Source organism: Basfia succiniciproducens (assembly GCF_011455875.1).
In the GTDB taxonomy this organism is placed as follows: Bacteria; Pseudomonadota; Gammaproteobacteria; order Enterobacterales; family Pasteurellaceae; genus Basfia; species Basfia succiniciproducens.
This window is the reverse complement of record NZ_CP015031.1, coordinates 1,908,023-1,926,784: the sequence shown is the minus strand read 5'-3', so window position 1 is coordinate 1,926,784 and position 18,762 is coordinate 1,908,023. Positions and strand designations below refer to the sequence as shown.

General features: G+C 43.7%; 14 protein-coding genes, 2 rRNA genes and 1 pseudogene. 13 read left to right on the top strand and 4 right to left on the bottom strand.

The window, feature by feature from the left end; all coding sequences use genetic code 11:
* The first annotated feature begins 144 nt into the window (after nucleotides 1-144).
* The 13 genes and pseudogenes from A4G13_RS08980 (at nucleotide 145) to A4G13_RS08920 (ending at nucleotide 13,667) form a co-directional block, all read left to right on the top strand.
* Nucleotides 145-2,153: pseudogene (locus tag A4G13_RS08980) on the top strand (OPT family oligopeptide transporter).
* 150 nt (nucleotides 2,154-2,303) lie between these two features.
* Entirely contained in the window at nucleotides 2,304-3,107 is an 804-nt protein-coding gene (gene cysQ / locus A4G13_RS08975; RefSeq protein ID WP_011199201.1) for a 3'(2'),5'-bisphosphate nucleotidase CysQ, read from the top strand.
* 74 nt (nucleotides 3,108-3,181) lie between these two features.
* Nucleotides 3,182-4,666, top strand: coding sequence for a glucose-6-phosphate dehydrogenase (zwf, locus tag A4G13_RS08970; RefSeq protein WP_090655279.1), 1,485 nt, complete (start codon nucleotides 3,182-3,184; stop codon nucleotides 4,664-4,666).
* Nucleotides 4,667-4,754: 88 nt separating this feature from the next.
* Entirely contained in the window at nucleotides 4,755-5,453 is a 699-nt protein-coding gene (gene pgl / locus A4G13_RS08965; RefSeq protein ID WP_011199199.1) for a 6-phosphogluconolactonase, read from the top strand.
* Nucleotides 5,454-5,558: 105 nt separating this feature from the next.
* Nucleotides 5,559-6,251, top strand: coding sequence for an aspartate/glutamate racemase family protein (locus tag A4G13_RS08960; RefSeq protein WP_090655276.1), 693 nt, complete (start codon nucleotides 5,559-5,561; stop codon nucleotides 6,249-6,251).
* A gap of 153 nt (nucleotides 6,252-6,404) precedes the next feature.
* A complete protein-coding gene (gene gnd / locus A4G13_RS08955) occupies nucleotides 6,405-7,859 on the top strand; it encodes a decarboxylating NADP(+)-dependent phosphogluconate dehydrogenase (RefSeq protein WP_090655273.1) in 1,455 nt (484 codons plus the stop codon).
* A gap of 137 nt (nucleotides 7,860-7,996) precedes the next feature.
* Nucleotides 7,997-8,224, top strand: a complete 228-nt coding sequence (locus A4G13_RS08950; RefSeq protein ID WP_041639418.1) for a hypothetical protein — start codon at nucleotides 7,997-7,999, stop codon at nucleotides 8,222-8,224.
* A gap of 243 nt (nucleotides 8,225-8,467) precedes the next feature.
* Nucleotides 8,468-9,019: an NADPH-dependent FMN reductase gene (locus A4G13_RS08945; RefSeq protein ID WP_011199195.1), complete on the top strand. Its 552-nt coding sequence runs from the start codon at nucleotides 8,468-8,470 to the stop codon at nucleotides 9,017-9,019.
* A gap of 187 nt (nucleotides 9,020-9,206) precedes the next feature.
* Nucleotides 9,207-9,560: a hypothetical protein gene (locus A4G13_RS08940; RefSeq protein WP_011199193.1), complete on the top strand. Its 354-nt coding sequence runs from the start codon at nucleotides 9,207-9,209 to the stop codon at nucleotides 9,558-9,560.
* A 137-nt stretch (nucleotides 9,561-9,697) separates the two neighbouring features.
* Entirely contained in the window at nucleotides 9,698-10,348 is a 651-nt protein-coding gene (ftsE, locus tag A4G13_RS08935) for a cell division ATP-binding protein FtsE (protein ID WP_011199192.1), read from the top strand.
* A gap of 11 nt (nucleotides 10,349-10,359) precedes the next feature.
* Entirely contained in the window at nucleotides 10,360-11,295 is a 936-nt protein-coding gene (gene ftsX / locus A4G13_RS08930) for a permease-like cell division protein FtsX (RefSeq protein WP_011199191.1), read from the top strand.
* A gap of 146 nt (nucleotides 11,296-11,441) precedes the next feature.
* Nucleotides 11,442-12,554 carry an aspartate-semialdehyde dehydrogenase gene (gene asd, locus A4G13_RS08925; RefSeq protein ID WP_011199190.1) on the top strand — a complete coding sequence of 371 codons (1,113 nt, stop codon included), beginning with the start codon at nucleotides 11,442-11,444 and terminating at the stop codon, nucleotides 12,552-12,554.
* Between the two features lie 162 nt (nucleotides 12,555-12,716).
* A complete protein-coding gene (locus tag A4G13_RS08920; RefSeq protein WP_090655270.1) occupies nucleotides 12,717-13,667 on the top strand; it encodes an alpha/beta fold hydrolase in 951 nt (316 codons plus the stop codon).
* A gap of 34 nt (nucleotides 13,668-13,701) precedes the next feature.
* On the opposite strand, the gene A4G13_RS08915 is transcribed toward A4G13_RS08920, so the two are convergent.
* From A4G13_RS08915 to A4G13_RS08900, 4 genes are all read right to left on the bottom strand, one after another.
* A complete protein-coding gene (locus A4G13_RS08915; RefSeq protein WP_424945106.1) occupies nucleotides 13,702-14,439 on the bottom strand; it encodes an MgtC/SapB family protein in 738 nt (245 codons plus the stop codon).
* Between the two features lie 294 nt (nucleotides 14,440-14,733).
* The gene (locus A4G13_RS08910) at nucleotides 14,734-15,084 is read right to left on the bottom strand and encodes a hypothetical protein (RefSeq protein WP_090655267.1); all 351 of its coding nucleotides are present in this window, start codon (nucleotides 15,082-15,084) and stop codon (nucleotides 14,734-14,736) included.
* 351 nt (nucleotides 15,085-15,435) lie between these two features.
* A 5S ribosomal RNA gene (gene rrf / locus A4G13_RS08905) occupies nucleotides 15,436-15,551 on the bottom strand.
* A 162-nt stretch (nucleotides 15,552-15,713) separates the two neighbouring features.
* Nucleotides 15,714-18,611: ribosomal RNA gene (locus tag A4G13_RS08900) — 23S ribosomal RNA — on the bottom strand.
* Between the last annotated feature and the right edge of the window lie 151 nt (nucleotides 18,612-18,762).

The following is an 18,762-nucleotide window of genomic DNA, read 5'->3' as shown; positions in this document are numbered from 1 at the left end:
ATTTTCGTTAATTTTTAGCTAAATATTATGCGATTTGTTTAGAAAGAAAGCATTTAATGGCTTTTTATGATTCATATTGGATCCATCTTATGCAAATTCGTGTAGGATACCTGGGATTTTTCTACAATAAAAAGGGTATCTACAATGAATAATCAGAAAGCTTTGCGCGAACTCACCCTCAGAGGAATGATTCTCGGCGCACTTATTACGGTAATTTTTACCGCCTCCAATGTATATCTCGGTCTAAAAGTAGGGATATGACTTTTGCCTCTTCTATTCCCGCTGCGGTGATTTCTATGGCCGTACTTAAAATGTTCAAGGGGTCGAACATTCTTGAAAACAATATGGTGCAAACTCAGGCTTCGTCAGCCGGTACGTTATCTTCCGTTATTTTCGTACTACCGGCCTTGTTAATGATGGGTTACTGGCAGGATTTTCCTTTCTGGCAAACCTTGTTAATCTGTGTTTCCGGCGGTATTTTAGGGGTGATTTTTACCGTGCCGCTACGAAATGTTATGGTGGTTAAAAGTGATCTGCCTTATCCGGAAGGTGTTGCCGCGGCAGAAATCTTAAAAGCGGGTGATGAGGCTGGAAAAGAAAGCGGTGTCAAAGAAATTATGGCAGGCGGTATTATCGCTGCCGTAGTGAGTTTTTTAACGAACGGGTTACGCATTATCACCGATGGTGCGAGCCTTTGGTTTAAAGGTGGTGCCGCTATCTTCCAGATTCCGATGGGATTCTCCTTCGCCTTATTGGGAGCCGGTTACTTAGTGGGTATGATGGGCGGTATTGCTATGCTCGTCGGTACCTTATTCACTTGGGGGGCGGCGGTACCTTATTTTACCGCAACAACGCCAATGCCTACAGATATGGGAATTGCCGACTTTGCTATGAGTCTTTGGAAAAGCAAAGTTCGTTTCATCGGTGTGGGCGTTATCGGTATCGCGGCAATTTGGACATTATTAGTGTTGATGAAACCGATGATTCAAGGTATGAGCCAATCTTTCCGGGCGTTAAAAGATAAAAATAACATCAATTTAGACCGCACTTCGCAAGATCTCTCACCGAAAGCAATGATTTATACCATTCTCGGCAGTACCGTTCTTATCATTATTGCGCTGGTGAGCTTCTTACAACCAGTAGGGCTACCGACTTCCACCACCTTCTTATTTGTAGTGCTTTGCACCCTGCTTGCCGTATTAATCGGCTTTTTGGTCGCCGCCGCATCAGGTTATATGGCAGGTTTGGTCGGTTCGTCCTCCAGCCCGATTTCAGGTATCGGTATTATTTCTATTGTATTGATTTCACTGGTACTAATTGTTGTCGGTCATTCATTGGGCTTAATGGACGGCAAAGACGGCCAGCGTTTCTTAACGGCATTAACCATTTTTACCTCTGCAATTGTATTCTGTGTCGCCACCATTTCAAACGACAACCTACAAGACTTAAAAACCGGTTATTTAGTGCATGCCACGCCTTGGCGCCAACAATTTGCCTTAATTATCGGCTGTATCGTCGGCGCATTGGTTATCACGCCGGTGCTTGAAATTCTGTATCACGCATACGGTTTTGCCGGTGCCATGCCGCGCGAAGGTATGGATGTCAGCCAGGCGTTATCCGCGCCGCAAGCAACTTTGATGATGACCATTTCCAACGGAATTTTCTCCGACAATCTTGAATGGACTTACATTTTTGTCGGCATCGGTTTCGGCTTATCGCTTATCATCATTGATACTTTATTGAAAAAATTAAGCCAAGGGCGTCTTGCCTTGCCAACCCTTGCTGTGGGGATCGGTATCTACTTACCGCCGGTGGTGAACGTTCCGCTGATTATCGGCGCACTGCTTTCCTGGTTAATTCAACGTCATCTCCGCCATTACGCAAAACGCAGCGGAAAAGATATAAGCGAATTAAATAAAAAAGCGGAACGTTTCGGCACATTATTCGCAGCGGGTTTAATCGTGGGCGAAAGTTTAATCGGCGTTATTATGGCGTTTATCATTGCGGCATCCGTCACTTCAGGCGGCTCGGACGCACCGTTAGCCTTAGAATTAGCCGACTGGGATTCCATGGCTGAAATCTTAGGTTTAGTGGCATTTATCATCGGTATCGCGATTTTCACCCGTCGTGTACTGAAAGCGAAAAAAGCTTAATTTAAACCCTAAAAGTGCGGTCAAAAAAGGAAAATTTCCACCGCACTTTTCCTTTCTTTTACCCCACTAATTATCTCAACTACTTCCTCGTAAAGATCACAAATTTTTGTTAGAATCTTACTAACCTATTCCTCTATAAAACGGTTCGCTATGCAAATAACTCAACAACTTCTCGATGACGTATTGAAAATCGCCTCATTAGCGGGCGAACATCTAAAAACATTCTATGCAAAATCCGTGAACGTAGAAATAAAGACGGACAATACACCCGTTACGGAAGCCGATTTATTTTTGAGCCAATTTCTAATCGAAAAATTAACCGTACTAACGCCGGATATTCCCGTGCTCTCGGAGGAAAACTGCAACATTCCGCTGGCCGAACGTCAAAAATGGCAGTCTTACTGGTTAATTGATCCGGTGGACGGTACACAACAATTTATCAATCATACCGGGCAATTTTCCATTATGATTTGCCTGGTTCAGGATAATCAACCGCAACTCGGCATTATCCATGCCCCAATCATAGGAAAAACCTATTATGCCCGTCGGGGACTAGGCGCTTTTCTGATTGAAAACGGCTGTTGCCGAAAACTTCCGCCGCTTCAACCACACAATCATCAGCACATCAAAATTACCATCGGTTCGTCTAATCCGGAAAAAATCCGCCAATCCGTACAACCGCCTTATAAGGCGGATCTGTTATTGTACGGCTCCAGCAGTTTGAAATCCGGCCTTGTTGCCGAAGGCGTGGCGGACTGTTACGTTCGTTTGGGCAATACGGGTGAATGGGATACCGCAGCGGCAGAAGTATTGCTGAATGAAGTGGGCGGCAAAATTTTTAATTTACAATACCGGCCTCTCACCTATAATCAGCGAGAAACATTAGTGAATCCCCATTTTGTCATGGCTAATGCACAATTGGATTGGAAAAAAATCTTTCGATTTGATTTGTAATAGCTATTAGCAAATTCATTGAAAATATTGCATATTAAGCAAACTCGTAATGTTAATAATTTTTAGGAAATAAAATGAAAGCAGAAAATAACTGTATCGTGATTTTCGGCGCCTCAGGCGACTTGACCCACCGAAAACTCATTCCGGCTCTGTACAATCTCTATAAAATCGGTCGTTTAAGTGAAAACTTCTCAGTTTTAGGTGTTGCCCGCACAGAATTAAGCAATGAAGAATTTCGTGAAAAAATGCGCAGCGCCTTAATTGAACATGAAAAAGCCGACGGCGACGAATTAAATAATTTCTGCTCGCATCTTTATTACCAAGCAGTTAACACATCGGATGCGGCGGATTACGTGAAACTCATCCCTCGCCTAGACGAGTTACATGATAAATACAAGACCTGTGGTAATACGCTTTACTACCTTTCCACCCCGCCAAGCCTGTACGGCGTAATCCCCGAATGTCTGGCGGCACACGGATTAAATACCGAAGAATTCGGCTGGAAACGCATTATCGTGGAAAAACCTTTCGGCTATGATATGAAAACGGCAAAAGAATTAGACGTGCAAATTCACCGATTCTTTGACGAACACCAAATTTACCGTATCGATCATTATTTAGGCAAAGAAACCGTACAAAACCTGTTAGTACTTCGCTTCTCCAACGGTTTATTCGAGCCGCTTTGGAACCGTAACTATATTGATTACATTGAAATCACCGGTGCGGAAGAATTAGGCGTTGAACAACGCGGCGGCTATTACGACGGTTCCGGCGCCATGCGCGATATGTTCCAAAACCATTTATTACAAGTGCTGGCGATGGTAGCAATGGAACCGCCGGCAATTATTAATGCAGATTCCATGCGTGACGAAGTGGCAAAAGTGCTTTATTGCCTACATCCGTTAGAACCGAATGATTTACAACATAATCTGGTTTTAGGTCAATACGCCGCCACACAACTAAACGATGAGCGGGTGAAAGGTTATTTAGAAGAAAAAGGCGTCCCGCCGGATTCAAACACCGAAACCTACATGGCATTACGTTGCAAAATAGACAACTGGCGTTGGGCTGGCGTGCCTTTTTATGTACGCACGGGTAAACGGCTGGCGGCAAGGGTTACAGAAGTGGTTATTCACTTCAAGAAAACACCGCATCCGGTATTCAGCCAGGAAGCGCCTGAAAATAAATTAATTCTACGCATTCAGCCTGACGAAGGTATTTCTATGCGCTTCGGTTTGAAAAAACCCGGTGCCGGCTTTGAAGCGAAGGAGGTCTCCATGGACTTCCGCTATTCGGATTTAAACGGCGCAAGCTTACTCACCGCTTACGAACGTTTATTATTAGACGCCATGAAAGGTGATGCCACCCTGTTTGCACGTACCGATGCCGTGCATGCTTGCTGGAAATTCGTGCAACCTATTCTCGACTATAAAGCGAACGGCGGACGGGTTTATGAATATGAAGCCGGTTCATGGGGGCCGGTGGAAGCCGACAAATTAATTGCCCAACACGGTCGCGTATGGCGCAAACCTTCCGGTCAAATGAAGAAAAAGGTTTAAGAATTGTAGGGCGTATCGCATACATACGCCCCATAACACCATAATTTACTATCCGGGCGTTATACCATACGCCCTCTACGAGAAAAATATGAACTACATTACATTCCCGACGGCACAGGCCGCGGTAGAAAAAATCGCCCAGGAGTTTGTGTTATACAGTCAATTAGACCGTCCCGTACATATTTCCCTTTCCGGCGGTTCCACGCCGAAATTGTTATTTAAAACCTTAGCGACACCACCGTTTAATACAAAAGTGCGGTGGGAAAATCTGCATTTTTGGTGGGGGGACGATCGCATGGTTGTACCGAGTGATCCGGAAAGCAACTACGGCGAAGTACAAAAATTATTGTTCGATCACATTCGGATTCCTGTGGAAAATATCCATCGTATTCGTGGCGAAGAAAATCCGGATCAAGAGCTTGCAAGATTTTCGGCGGAACTCACCGCCTGCGTACCGAATCTGGAATTTGATTGGATAATTCTCGGCATGGGTAGCGACGGCCACACCGCCTCTCTTTTCCCCCATCAAACCAATTTTGCTGACGAAAATGTAGCCCTGATTGCCAAACATCCGGAAAGCGGTCAAATCCGGATTTCCAAAAGCGCAAAATTAATCGAACAAGCAAAACGCATTACCTATTTAGTCACGGGTTCGGCAAAAGCGGAAATCTTAAAACAAATCAAAACCACACCAGCGGAACAACTGCCTTACCCCGCAGCCCGTATCCGGGCAAAAAACGGCATCACGGAATGGTATTTAGACGCGGATGCGGCAAAATTATTGTAATAACCTGATTGATAGAGATGCCATGCTTACATCCGTAATATGGTATCCATCACCGGGAGAATAGAAATAATCCATATTATCAACGATAAAGTTAAGGATTTTGAAATGAAAACAATCGGCATTTTAGGCGGAATGAGCCCCGAGAGTACCGCCTCCTATTATTTGGAGATTAATCGTGCGGTGAATCTTGCATTAGGCGGCAATGCCAGCGCTAAATTACTTATATCCAGTGTGGATTTTGAAGAAATCGTACAATGTCAAAAAGCCGGAGACTGGCAAAAAGCGGGGGAAATTCTTGCCGAACAGGCAAAATTGCTGGAACAGGCGGGAGCCGACGGCATTCTGCTGGCCACCAACACCATGCACAAAGTCGCCCGGCCGATTATTGATAATATTTCCGTGCCTTTTTTACATATTTTGGATGCGGTAGCCGATAGCATTAAAGCCAAAGGATTAAATAAGGTAGCATTATTAGGTACTGCGTTTACTATGAGCGATAATTTTTATCGTGACGGTTTAATTGAACGCGGCATTACACCCGTTGTGCCGGACGAAGAAACACAAAAAGAAATCCATCGAATCATTTTTGAAGAACTTTGCATAGGCAAAATACTCCCGCAATCAAAAACTTTTTATTTAAAAACTATCGAAAAATTAACCGCACTTGGCGCAGAAGGTGTAATCTTAGGTTGTACGGAAATCGGTTTATTGATTAATCAAGCGGATTCAACACTACCGTTTTTCGATACCGCGCTTTTACACAGCGAAATGGCGGTGGATTTTGTGTTGGAAAAATAATATGTATCAGAATATATATCTATACCCAGCATCCGCAATATAAATAAAGACTCGTAGGGTGGGCTTGCCAGCCCACCAGTTAAAACCAATAAAAGTGCGGTCAAAATTCCCGGAATTTTCCGTGTAATAAATTCAATAAAACAGGAGAAAACAATGTCAACAAAAGGTGATATCGGCGTTATCGGTTTAGCGGTAATGGGTCAGAACTTAATTTTAAATATGAACGACAACGGCTTTAAAGTGGTGGCGTTTAACCGTACCACGGCAAAAGTGGATGAGTTTTTACAGGGTGCGGCGAAAGGCACCAATATTATCGGCGCTTATTCACTGGAAGATCTCGCCGCTAAATTAGAAAAACCGCGCAAAGTAATGTTAATGGTGCGTGCCGGTGATGTGGTGGATCAATTTATTGATGCCTTACTACCCCATTTAGAACAAGGCGATATCATTATCGACGGCGGTAACTCAAATTACCCGGATACCAACCGCCGTACCAAAGCCCTGGCGGAAAAAGGCATTCGCTTTATCGGTACCGGCGTTTCCGGCGGCGAAGAAGGCGCACGCCACGGACCTTCTATCATGCCGGGCGGTAACCCTGAAGCCTGGCCTTATGTGAAACCGATTTTGCAGGCGATTTCCGCCAAAACCGACAAAGGCGAACCTTGTTGCGACTGGGTGGGCGCCGAAGGTGCGGGACATTTCGTGAAAATGGTGCATAACGGTATCGAATACGGCGATATGCAGTTAATCTGCGAAGCTTACCAATTCTTAAAAGAAGGCTTAGGTTTAAGCTATGAAGAAATGCACGAAATTTTCCAACAATGGAAACAAACCGAGTTAGACAGTTATCTGGTGGACATTACAACGGATATTTTGGCCTATAAAGATACGGACGGTCAGCCGTTGGTAGAAAAAATCTTAGATACCGCCGGCCAAAAAGGTACCGGTAAATGGACGGGTATCAACGCCCTGGATTTCGGTATTCCGTTAACCCTGATCACCGAATCCGTCTTTGCCCGTTGTGTCTCTTCTTTCAAAGAGCAACGTGTTGCCGCGGCAAAATTATTCAATAAAACCGTCAGCCCGGTGGAAGGGGACAAAAAAGTCTGGATTGAAGCGGTTCGCAAAGCTTTGCTTGCCTCAAAAATTATCTCTTATGCACAAGGTTTTATGCTGATTCGCGAAGCTTCCGAACAGTTCGGCTGGAATATTAACTACGGTGCCACTGCGTTATTATGGCGTGAAGGCTGTATTATTCGTTCCGCATTCTTAGGCAATATTCGTGACGCTTATGAGACGAATCCTGATTTGGTGTTCTTAGGTTCCGACCCGTATTTCAAAGGTATTTTGCAAAATGCCCTGGCAGACTGGCGTAAAGTGGTGGCGAAATCTATTGAAGCGGGTATTCCGATGCCTTGTATGGCGTCTGCCATTACCTTCTTAGACGGTTATACTTCCGAGCGTGTGCCGGCCAACTTATTACAGGCGCAACGCGACTACTTCGGCGCGCATACTTACGAACGTACCGACAAACCGCGCGGCGAATTCTTCCACACCAACTGGACCGGTCGCGGCGGTAATACGGCGTCAACTACTTATGATGTTTAATCATTAATTAAACATTATCTAAAAAGTGCGGTAAATTTTACCGCACTTTTGATAGGTGATTGATTCTGAACTATTTATGTTCCGCCTTATCTAAGAATAAGGATATACTGTCCAATATAATAAATAAAAGAGGTTTTATGATGAAAAAATTACTGACTATTTGTGTAATAACAACGATATTAGCGGCTTGCTCCATGCCAAACGGCCGTTCTAAACCGCAAGAAGGCAATATGCAAATTGAAGAGGCATTAAAAGCCTGCCAACAAGCGATGACTTCAAATTCGACCCGCGAAGATTTTGACGCCTGTATGCTGAAAAAAGGCTTCGAACGCCCGGCTAATAAAAATCAGCCAAAAGCGAATTAAGCATTAAATTGCGCAAAAATGCTTACGTTTGATGGCTACATCATCCGAAAGAGCAGGTAAAGCAAATAAAACAGACCGCACTTTTGTTGCGGTTTATTTCTTTTAACGAAATAGATCTAATTAAAATTTGATTAATTATTTACTATTAATTGATAGTTTTTTAATAAAAAAACAGATTTTATTTTTAGTAGGATAAGCTAAAATACCCGCCATTATTTACTAATAACTCAACAGGATAATATTATGACTAAACAAATTGCAGTATTAATCGGTAGCGGCAGTACGACTTCATTCAGTAAATTGGTGGTTTCTCATTTACAAAAAATGGCGCCCGCTTCAATTCAGTTAAATATCGTGGAAATCGCCGATCTTCCGCTTTATGATCGTGATTTAGACGAAAACAGCCCGGCTCAATATACCCGTGTACGCGAACAGATCGCCAATGCCGACGGCGTGATTTTAGTGAGCCCGGAACATAACGGTGCCATTTCGGCTATGCTGAAAAACGCTATTGACGTAGTTTCCCGCCCAATGGGGCAAAGCAAATGGTTCGGTAAACCGGCTGGTATCGTGACTGTGGCGGCAGGTATGGCGGGTGGTGTGCGTGTTGCCGATCAACTTCGCACTATTGCGTCAGGTTCATTTATCGGTATGCCGGTTTATCAACAAAATGCCTGCGTTGGCGGTTTGTTTAACGGCGTATTCGACCAAAACGGCGAAATCACCATTGATGCGGTAAAACAAATGCTGCAACAATTTATCGACGGTTATGCGGAATTTGTTGCAAAATTCTAATTTAAACGAAATTATTAAACGGCCGGATCTATCCCCGGTCGTTTTTTTATGGCTGATTTTACAGTTAACGCTACCGTCATTTAAATTATCCAATAAAGATAATTCCCGCCTATAGTCTAACGCCGTTAAACTTGTTATGATTCGCATCCTCTCAATCAATTAAATTTATTCACCGTTAAGTTCAATCATGAATAATAATTATAAAAAAATCAGCCCGATTTTGACCGCAGTTTTGCTGTCAGCCTGCACCGCTCAAGTGCCATTGCCAAAAACCTGTGAGGATTTTATTAACGAATATGCGAAATTATCTGTCGATACCAAAAAGATTATTCCGGAAACATTACTTGGCGAAGATATGCGCGATTATATTCTGGCGGATCGCTATACGTTACGTGAAAAATATCAGGATTCGGTAAATTCAAGTTATCAATCCATCAAAACCAATCTAGGTCGGAATGCGGCGGAAATGTCGTTAAAAGCCATTGAACAATCCTGTTATATTGGCACGGAACAGATTAAAGCGCTGGATTTTATGCAATAAAGTGCGGTTTAAAATTCGTAAATTTTGACTTCTCCGGCAGTATTTCCGTTAAATCGGGCATAAAGACGTAACAAGACTAAAAAATATCCGTTATAATTGTTCAGATTTATCAGTGATATACGAATAGAGAAGAAAATATGATACGTTTTGCAAACGTCAGCAAAGCCTATCTCGGCGGCAAGCCGGCTCTGCAAGGGCTGACTTTCCATCTACCGGTAGGCAGTATGACTTATTTAACGGGACATTCAGGTGCCGGGAAAAGCACCTTATTAAAATTAATTATGGGCATGGAACGTGCCAATGGCGGACAAATTTGGTTCAACGGCCATGATATTACCCGCCTCTCGCCTTATGAAATTCCTTTCTTACGCCGTCAAATAGGTATGGTTCATCAGGATTATCGTTTATTGCCGGAACGTTCGGTGGTCGATAACGTCGCCTTGCCGTTAATTATTACCGGTTTTCACCCTAAAGATGCGGAAAAATACGCATTAGCCGCCCTAGATCGCGTAGGGCTACGGGATCGCGCCAATTATTTACCGGTTCATTTATCCGGCGGCGAACAGCAACGGGTAGACATTGCCCGTGCGGTTGTACATAAACCGCAATTATTATTAGCCGATGAACCTACCGGTAATCTGGATGACAAACTTTCCATGGATATTTTCAATTTATTTGAGGAATTCAATAAACTCGGTATGACGGTGTTAATCGCCACCCATAATTTAGGCTTAATTCAACAAAAACCCAAACCTTGTCTCGTGTTAGAGCAAGGGCATTTACGTTAAGGACGATTATTATGAGTTCAAAAAATAGTGCGCCCTTTTGGGTTCAAATGCAGTATGTGTTGCGCCATGTATGGGCGGATTTAGTAAAACGTAAATATGGTACGATACTGACAATCTTGGTAATTGCCGTGTCTCTGACGATTCCGACCGTCAGCTTTTTGCTATGGAAAAATACGCATATTGCATCAACACAATTTTATCCGGAAAGCGATATTACCGTTTACTTACATAAAAATTTAAGCGAAGAAGACGCTAATGCGGTGGTAGAAAAAATCCGCCAGGTGGAAGGTATCGACAGTTTAAATTATGTGTCCCGCCAACAAAGTTTAAATGATTTCCGAAACTGGTCCGGTTTCAGTGAAGAACTGGATATTTTAGACGATAATCCGTTACCGGCAGTGGTGATGATTCAGCCAGCTCCTGAATATCAGGATTCAAAAAAACGTGAAGATTTACGGGCGAATTTAAATAAAATCAAGGGCGTTCAGGAAGTACGTTTAGATAACGACTGGATGGAAAAATTCACTGCGCTGACCTGGTTAATCGGTCACATCTCCGTATTCTGCGCCGTTTTAATGACCCTTGCCGTTTTCCTGGTGATCGGAAACAGTATTCGTTCGGACGTTTACAGCAGTCAGGCTAATATTTCGGTAATGAAATTATTAGGCGCAACAGACCAGTTTATTCTGCGACCATATCTTTACACCGGCATTATTTACGGCTTCTTCGGCGGTTTCTTTGCCTGTTTCTTCAGCAGCCTGCTTATCGGTTATTTTGCCAGTGCGGTGCAATATGTTACGGATGTCTTTGCCGTTAAATTTTCCCTCAACGGATTAGAGATCGGCGAAGTGTTATTTTTATTGATTATTTGCGCTATTGTCGGTTATATCTCCGCATGGATTTCCGCAACACGTCATATCAAAATGCTGGATCATAAAGCGGGTTAATTATAAATTTATTTAGTAAAAAATGACAAAAATAATAATTTTGTCATTTTTTTTATAAAAAACTTGATTTTGTTCAGACTATCTTGTAATTAATTAGAACTACTCGAACAAATTCAAACACACTTTTAACTATTAAGGAATGAAACATGAAAAACGTTGGTTTTATCGGATGGCGCGGTATGGTCGGTTCAGTATTAATGGATCGTATGCAACAGGAACAGGATTTCGCAAATCTTAATCCGGTTTTCTTTACCACTTCTCAAGCAGGGCAAAAAGCGCCGGTATTCGGCGGTAAAGAGGCGGGTAATTTGAAAGACGCCTTTGATATCGAAGAATTAAAAAAATTGGATATTATCGTCACTTGTCAGGGTGGCGATTATACTAATGAAGTGTATCCGAAACTGAAAGCCACCGGTTGGGACGGTTATTGGGTGGACGCCGCTTCCGCATTGCGCATGGAAAAAGACGCCATCATTGTATTAGACCCGGTAAACCAACACGTAATTGCCGACGGCTTAAAAAACGGTATAAAAACCTTTGTCGGCGGTAACTGTACAGTTAGCCTTATGTTAATGGCCCTAGGCGGCTTATTCGAACGTGATTTGGTGGAATGGATTTCAGTAGCGACTTATCAGGCCGCTTCCGGTGCCGGTGCCAAAAATATGCGCGAACTTGTTTCACAAATGGGCTTGTTGGAAAAATCCGTCAGCGAGGAATTAGCAAATCCGGCCTCTTCCATTTTAGACATTGAACGCAAAGTTACCGCCGAAATGCGCGCGGATAGTTTCCCGACAGATAACTTCGGCGCCGCATTAGCGGGCAGCTTAATTCCTTGGATCGACAAATTGTTGCCGAGCGGTCAAACCAAAGAAGAATGGAAAGGCTATGCGGAAACCAACAAAATTCTGGGATTAAGCGACAACCCGATTCCGGTGGACGGTTTATGCGTGCGTATCGGTGCATTACGTTGCCACAGTCAGGCATTCACCATCAAACTTAAAAAAGACGTTCCGTTAGAAGAAATCGAACAAATTCTGGCTTCTCATAACGAATGGGTGAAAGTAATTCCGAACGATAAAGAAACCACATTGCGCGAATTAACTCCGGCTAAAGTAACAGGTACATTAAGCGTACCGGTGGGGCGTTTACGCAAATTGGCGATGGGGCCGGAATATTTGGCTGCCTTCACCGTGGGCGATCAATTATTATGGGGCGCAGCGGAACCCGTACGTCGAATCTTAAAACAGTTAGTAGCCTAATTTGTTACTCATCTGAACAGCAAAGTGCGGTAAAAAATACCGCACTTTTTGTTTTATAATAATCAAGATCTCCGCTAAAAAACAAAATAGCGCGATTCATGTTAACATTTAAATTCATCAGATTTATTTTCATACCAAATCAGCTCAACCCGTAGGAAGATCATGCTAAACAGAGAACCTAAATTTAGCAATTTTGCATTAACCGAACTGCTTCCCTTTGCGGAACGCTGTCCGCTGAATTATATCAAGGGCAAAAACAACATAAAAATCGCTTATCGCCATTTTAAACATGAACATGACGGTAATGACAGGTTATTGGTGTTAGTAAACGGACGTGCGGAAAATTTGCTGAAATGGACTGAAGTGGCTTATGATTTTTATCACCAGGGTTATGATGTGCTGAGTTTCGATCATCGAGGGCAAGGCTATTCCGATCGGCTATTAAAAAATAGAGATAAAGGTTACATTGATGAATTCCGCTATTATACGGACGATATGGCGGCGGTTATCGATGAAGCTTATTCCTATCGTCAATACAGCTCCTGCCACCTAGTGGCTCATTCATTAGGGGCGTTAATCAGCACCTATTATCTTGCTAACTATGATCACCATATAAAAAGTGCCGTGTTATCCGCACCTTTTTACGGTTTACAGTTACATCGCCCGTTTATCGATCAAATTATCATTAATTTGATGATACTATTCGGACAAGGAAAACGTTATGTACCGGGAAAAGAAGGCTATAAGCCGGCTAATTTAAATAATAACGAACTCAGTTTCTGCAAAACCCGCATGAAATGGATGAACAGAATTAATCGCAATCATCCGGCAATTCATCTTGGCGGACCGACATTCCGTTGGGTTCATTTATGCTTAAACGCGATAAAAGGTCTGCCTAAAATTATTCCCCGCATTGAAATACCTATTTTAATTTTGCATTCCGATAAAGAGAAAATCGTAAATAATAAAAATCTACAAAAATTAACCGCACTTTTTCAACATGTTCAAGTGGAAGAAATACAAAATGCAAAACATGAAATTCTGTTTGAGCGTGATGCATTAAGGGCTCGGGCAATTCAACGAATCAGTAAATTTTTCACGGACTTCAAATAACAAACATCCCCGATTCATGCGGGGATGTTTTTGATCAGGCGGTTTCTAAATGCACGGCAAGCACATCGGGAAGCGCTTTGGAATGCAAATATACGTCTCTCAGCATATTATGGTCTTCAATATCGCATTGGAATGTTAAATTAACTTCACCGTTATATAAATCCTTAATGGCTATATCTTCAATTTTACATTGATGACTCATAAATAATTCGGTGATGTTTCCAATTGCCTGAATTGAGGCTAAATGAAACGTAAAGCTCACTTCAATATCTTTTTCCTGGCGACGGTGATGGGCTAATTTCATCACATAAGGACTTAAACGAATCGCCACTAAAATCATCAATGTCGCAATAATGGCATCAAAGAAAAAGCCGGCGCCCGTTGCAATACCAATTCCCGCAGCCGCCCAAATTATTGCCGCAGTGGTTAATCCCGAAATTGCATCGTTATTTTTACGCAAAATCACCCCGGCACCGAGAAAACCGATACCACTGATAACCTGAGCCGCCAACCGCATGGGATCGGTACGAATATTATTTGAAACTTCCGCATAATATTCCGCAGATTGAATGGATACGATAGTCAGAATGCAGGTGGTAATAGAAATGATTACACAGGTTTTTACACCGACGGGTTTATGTTTCAGTTCCCGTTCCAAACCAATAAATGCCCCAAGACACATAGCAATAGAGATTTTTAACAAAATCATAAATTGTGCGGATTGCAAGAAGAGTTGCAGAAAAGATTGGGTATTGAGGAAAAAATTGTTCATTATTATGCACTGATTAGTTTAAGGATAAAGTAGGATTTACTCTCCCTATTCTATAACCTTTCCTATACTTTGCAACTGAGTATTTTTATCCAGCTGTCATAATACCGCTTAATAAAAAGTGCGGTTGTTTTTTGTTTATTTTTGCCATCTATAAAAACTATTCTAGCGACAAATTTTCCCGTTATTTTTATCACAACTCACTTTTGGTAAAACAATACATCTATCTAGAGCCAGGTATTCTCGGATATTTCCTTATATTGCCTCCGCCCCTGGAATTAAACAGGGGCGTTTTATCTAAAAGCCGATATCGTTCTGATGATTAAAAGACTCAATACAATGCTTAACGGGGGTAAGCTTGTCAATAATGGCTTTAATGGCTGACACAGACTCCGGTAAATCTCTCAAAAGGGATAACTTTATATCCTCCGATAGGTATTTATACGCATCGGGATCAATAGACAGCTGCTGTAATAGCGGTAATATTTCATCATCAATATATTCCAGGCTGACAGTTAAAGCATTAATATCATCCTTTAAACCGATAATTTCAGGCGCACCGGCATCGAGCAAAATTTCTTTTCGTTCCCGCTCTAAATCAGATAATGCACAATCAATATCTTTTAATCTATCTTTTATAGCGCTCATATCTCCTCCTTTCATTGTTACTTGTTCAGTATCAATTTTCTATGATCATTTTTATAGAAAATTTTTCCGGAACCGTGATCGAGTTCACGAAAAACTTAACTTTTACAATCAATATAGGCATTTAAACATAACTAAAAGAAATTATAGATAAAAAGGACGCTTCAAGGGCATAATTATAATTTGGATGACTAAAAATATTATTTAACGAAGAGTGCGGTAAATTTTCCTACAGTTTTGCGCCTACGCGCGTCAATGGCGGTGATGACGCGCCGGTTCAGTTAGTAGGTATGGGTGTGAGCACAAGCACAAAAAAAAGCCCTCATCTCTCGATGGGGGCCTCTCTTCATAACAACCTGGCGGTGACCTACTCTCACATGGGGATACCCCACACTACCATCGGCATAACAGCGTTTCACTTCTGAGTTCGGCATGGATTCAGGTGGGACCACTGCACTATCGCCGCCAGGATAATTCCGTTTCAGATACTGACCGCGGATTCTTCTCTCCGCTATCACTAGCCTACTTCTAGTCTTCTACTCTTCTATTCTCTAAAATTAAAAACAAGCCGATTCCCTGACTACTTACTTATTCCGTAATAACTTTCACTACCAAAAACACTTGAGCGTTGTATGGCTAAGCCTCTCGGGCAATTAGTACCGGTTAGCTCAACGTCTCGCAACGCTTACACACCCGGCCTATCTACGTCGTCGTCTCCAACAACCCTTACAGTATTAAATACTGGGAGAACTCATCTCGAGGCAAGTTTCGTGCTTAGATGCTTTCAGCACTTATCTCTTCCGCATGTAGCTACCCGGCAATGCGTCTGGCGACACAACCGGAACACCAGTGATGCGTCCACTCCGGTCCTCTCGTACTAGGAGCAGTCCCTCTCAATTCTCCAACGCCCACGGCAGATAGGGACCAAACTGTCTCACGACGTTTTAAACCCAGCTCGCGTACCACTTTAAATGGCGAACAGCCATACCCTTGGGACCTACTTCAGCCCCAGGATGTGATGAGCCGACATCGAGGTGCCAAACACCGCCGTCGATATGAACTCTTGGGCGGTATCAGCCTGTTATCCCCGGAGTACCTTTTATCCGTTGAGCGATGGCCCTTCCATTCAGAACCACCGGATCACTATGACCTGCTTTCGCACCTGCTCGACTTGTCCGTCTCGCAGTTAAGCTTGCTTATACCATTGCACTAACCTGACGATGTCCGACCGTCATTAGCAAACCTTCGTGCTCCTCCGTTACTCTTTGGGAGGAGACCGCCCCAGTCAAACTACCCACCAGACACTGTCCGAGTACCCGTTCCAGGCACTTCGTTAGAACATCAAACGTTAAAGGGTGGTATTTCAAGGATGGCTCCACGATAACTGGCGTTACCGCTTCAAAGCCTCCCACCTATCCTACACATCAAAATTCAAGGTTCAGTGTCAAGCTATAGTAAAGGTTCACGGGGTCTTTCCGTCTAGCCGCGGGTACACCGCATCTTCACGGCGATTTCAATTTCACTGAGTCTCGGGTGGAGACAGCCTGGCCATCATTATGCCATTCGTGCAGGTCGGAACTTACCCGACAAGGAATTTCGCTACCTTAGGACCGTTATAGTTACGGCCGCCGTTTACTGGGGCTTCGATCAGGCGCTTCTCTTGCGATAACGCCATCAATTAACCTTCCAGCACCGGGCAGGCATCACACCCTATACGTCCACTTTCGTGTTTGCAGAGTGCTGTGTTTTTAATAAACAGTTGCAGCCAGCTGGTATCTTCGACCGGTTCAACCTTCAAGGGTATACCTCTACAATCTACGCCGGCGCACCTTCTCCCGAAGTTACGGTGCTATTTTGCCTAGTTCCTTCACCCGAGTTCTCTCAAGCGCCTGAGTATTCTCTACCTGACCACCTGTGTCGGTTTATAGTACGGTTTATTATAATCTGACGCTTAGTGGCTTTTCCTGGAAGTGTGGTATCGGTTACTTCGGCACCTTAGCGCCTCGTCATCATCTCTCGGTGTTGATAAGCGTCCGGATTTGCCTAAACGCTCCACCTACCAACTTAAACGACCATTTCCAACAGGTCGATAACCTAACCTACTCCGTCCCCACATCGCAATTATAACAAGTACGGGAATATTAACCCGTTTCCCATCGACTACGCTCTTCAGCCTCGCCTTAGGGGCCGACTCACCCTGCCCCGATTAACGTTGGACAGGAACCCTTGGTCTTCCGGCGAACGGGTTTTTCACCCGTTTTATCGTTACTTATGTCAGCATTCGCACTCGTGATACGTCCAGCAGCCCTCTCGAACCACCTTCTTCCGCTTACACGACGCTCCCCTACCCAACAGTGTTTCCACTGATGCCGCAGCTTCGGTGCTATATTTGAGCCCCGTTACATCTTCCGCGCAGGCCGACTCGACTAGTGAGCTATTACGCTTTCTTTAAATGATGGCTGCTTCTAAGCCAACATCCTAGCTGTCTAAGCCTTCCCACTTCGTTTCCCACTTAATATAAACTTTGGGACCTTAGCTGGCGGTCTGGGTTGTTTCCCTCTCCACGACGAACGTTAGCACCCGCCGTGTGTCTCCTATGCATTACTCTTCGGTATTCGCAGTTTGCATCGGGTTGGTAAGCCGGGATGGCCCCCTAGCCGAAACAGTGCTCTACCCCCGAAGGTATTCACATAAGGCTCTACCTAAATAGATTTCGGGGAGAACCAGCTATCTCCCGGTTTGATTGGCCTTTCACCCCCAGCCACAGGTCATCCGCTAATTTTTCAACATTAGTCGGTTCGGTCCTCCAGTTAGTGTTACCCAACCTTCAACCTGCCCATGGCTAGATCACCGGGTTTCGGGTCTATATCATGCAACTCGACGCCCAGTTAAGACTCGGTTTCCCTTCGGCTCCCCTATTCGGTTAACCTCGCTACATAATATAAGTCGCTGACCCATTATACAAAAGGTACGCAGTCACCCTCGCGGGCTCCCACTGCTTGTACGTACAAGGTTTCAGGTTCTATTTCACTCCCCTCACCGGGGTTCTTTTCGCCTTTCCTTCACAGTACTGGTTCACTATCGGTCAATCAGGAGTATTTAGCCTTGGAGGATGGTCCCCCCTTCTTCAAACAGGATTTCTCGTGTCCCGCCCTACTTCTCGCAAGCTCAGTACCACACAATGATTTTCAAGTACGGGGCTATCACCCTGTGCCGCCCGGCTTCCCAGCCGGTTCCTCTAATCCTCATGCTATCACTTGCAGGCTCTTACGCTTTCGCTCGCCGCTACTTACGTAATCTCGGTTGATTTCTTTTCCTCGGGGTACTTAGATGTTTCAGTTCTCCCGGTTTGCCTCAATAACCTATGGATTCGGTTATTGATAGTAGATTCTTCATCTACTGGGTTTCCCCATTCGGATATCTTGGGTTAGACGCTTCTTATCAACTCACCCAAGCTTTTCGCAGATTAGCACGTCCTTCTTCGCCTCTGATTGCCAAGGCATCCACCTTGTACGCTTAGTCACTTAACCATACAACCTCAAGTATTCTTATACCTGTGTCGTTCGTTATTACTAAACACTTGACCGCTTTTGCTCGGCCAAGATTTTTTTATACTCAGACTTTCTTTTCAGAAAATCTCTCAGTTTTTCAGCTTGTTTCCAATTTTTTAAAGAACAAAAA

What these genes read in the sequence shown, in the direction of transcription:
- cysQ (WP_011199201.1), top strand. Translation starts at nt 2,304, where the DNA reads ATGCAAATAACTCAACAACTTCTCGATGACGTATTGAAAATCGCCTCA.
- zwf (WP_090655279.1), top strand. Translation starts at nt 3,182, where the DNA reads ATGAAAGCAGAAAATAACTGTATCGTGATTTTCGGCGCCTCAGGCGAC.
- pgl (WP_011199199.1), top strand. Translation starts at nt 4,755, where the DNA reads ATGAACTACATTACATTCCCGACGGCACAGGCCGCGGTAGAAAAAATC.
- A4G13_RS08960 (WP_090655276.1), top strand. Translation starts at nt 5,559, where the DNA reads ATGAAAACAATCGGCATTTTAGGCGGAATGAGCCCCGAGAGTACCGCC.
- gnd (WP_090655273.1), top strand. Translation starts at nt 6,405, where the DNA reads ATGTCAACAAAAGGTGATATCGGCGTTATCGGTTTAGCGGTAATGGGT.
- A4G13_RS08950 (WP_041639418.1), top strand. Translation starts at nt 7,997, where the DNA reads ATGATGAAAAAATTACTGACTATTTGTGTAATAACAACGATATTAGCG.
- A4G13_RS08945 (WP_011199195.1), top strand. Translation starts at nt 8,468, where the DNA reads ATGACTAAACAAATTGCAGTATTAATCGGTAGCGGCAGTACGACTTCA.
- A4G13_RS08940 (WP_011199193.1), top strand. Translation starts at nt 9,207, where the DNA reads ATGAATAATAATTATAAAAAAATCAGCCCGATTTTGACCGCAGTTTTG.
- ftsE (WP_011199192.1), top strand. Translation starts at nt 9,698, where the DNA reads ATGATACGTTTTGCAAACGTCAGCAAAGCCTATCTCGGCGGCAAGCCG.
- ftsX (WP_011199191.1), top strand. Translation starts at nt 10,360, where the DNA reads ATGAGTTCAAAAAATAGTGCGCCCTTTTGGGTTCAAATGCAGTATGTG.
- asd (WP_011199190.1), top strand. Translation starts at nt 11,442, where the DNA reads ATGAAAAACGTTGGTTTTATCGGATGGCGCGGTATGGTCGGTTCAGTA.
- A4G13_RS08920 (WP_090655270.1), top strand. Translation starts at nt 12,717, where the DNA reads ATGCTAAACAGAGAACCTAAATTTAGCAATTTTGCATTAACCGAACTG.
- A4G13_RS08915 (WP_424945106.1), bottom strand. Translation starts at nt 14,439, where the DNA reads ATGAACAATTTTTTCCTCAATACCCAATCTTTTCTGCAACTCTTCTTG.
- A4G13_RS08910 (WP_090655267.1), bottom strand. Translation starts at nt 15,084, where the DNA reads ATGAGCGCTATAAAAGATAGATTAAAAGATATTGATTGTGCATTATCT.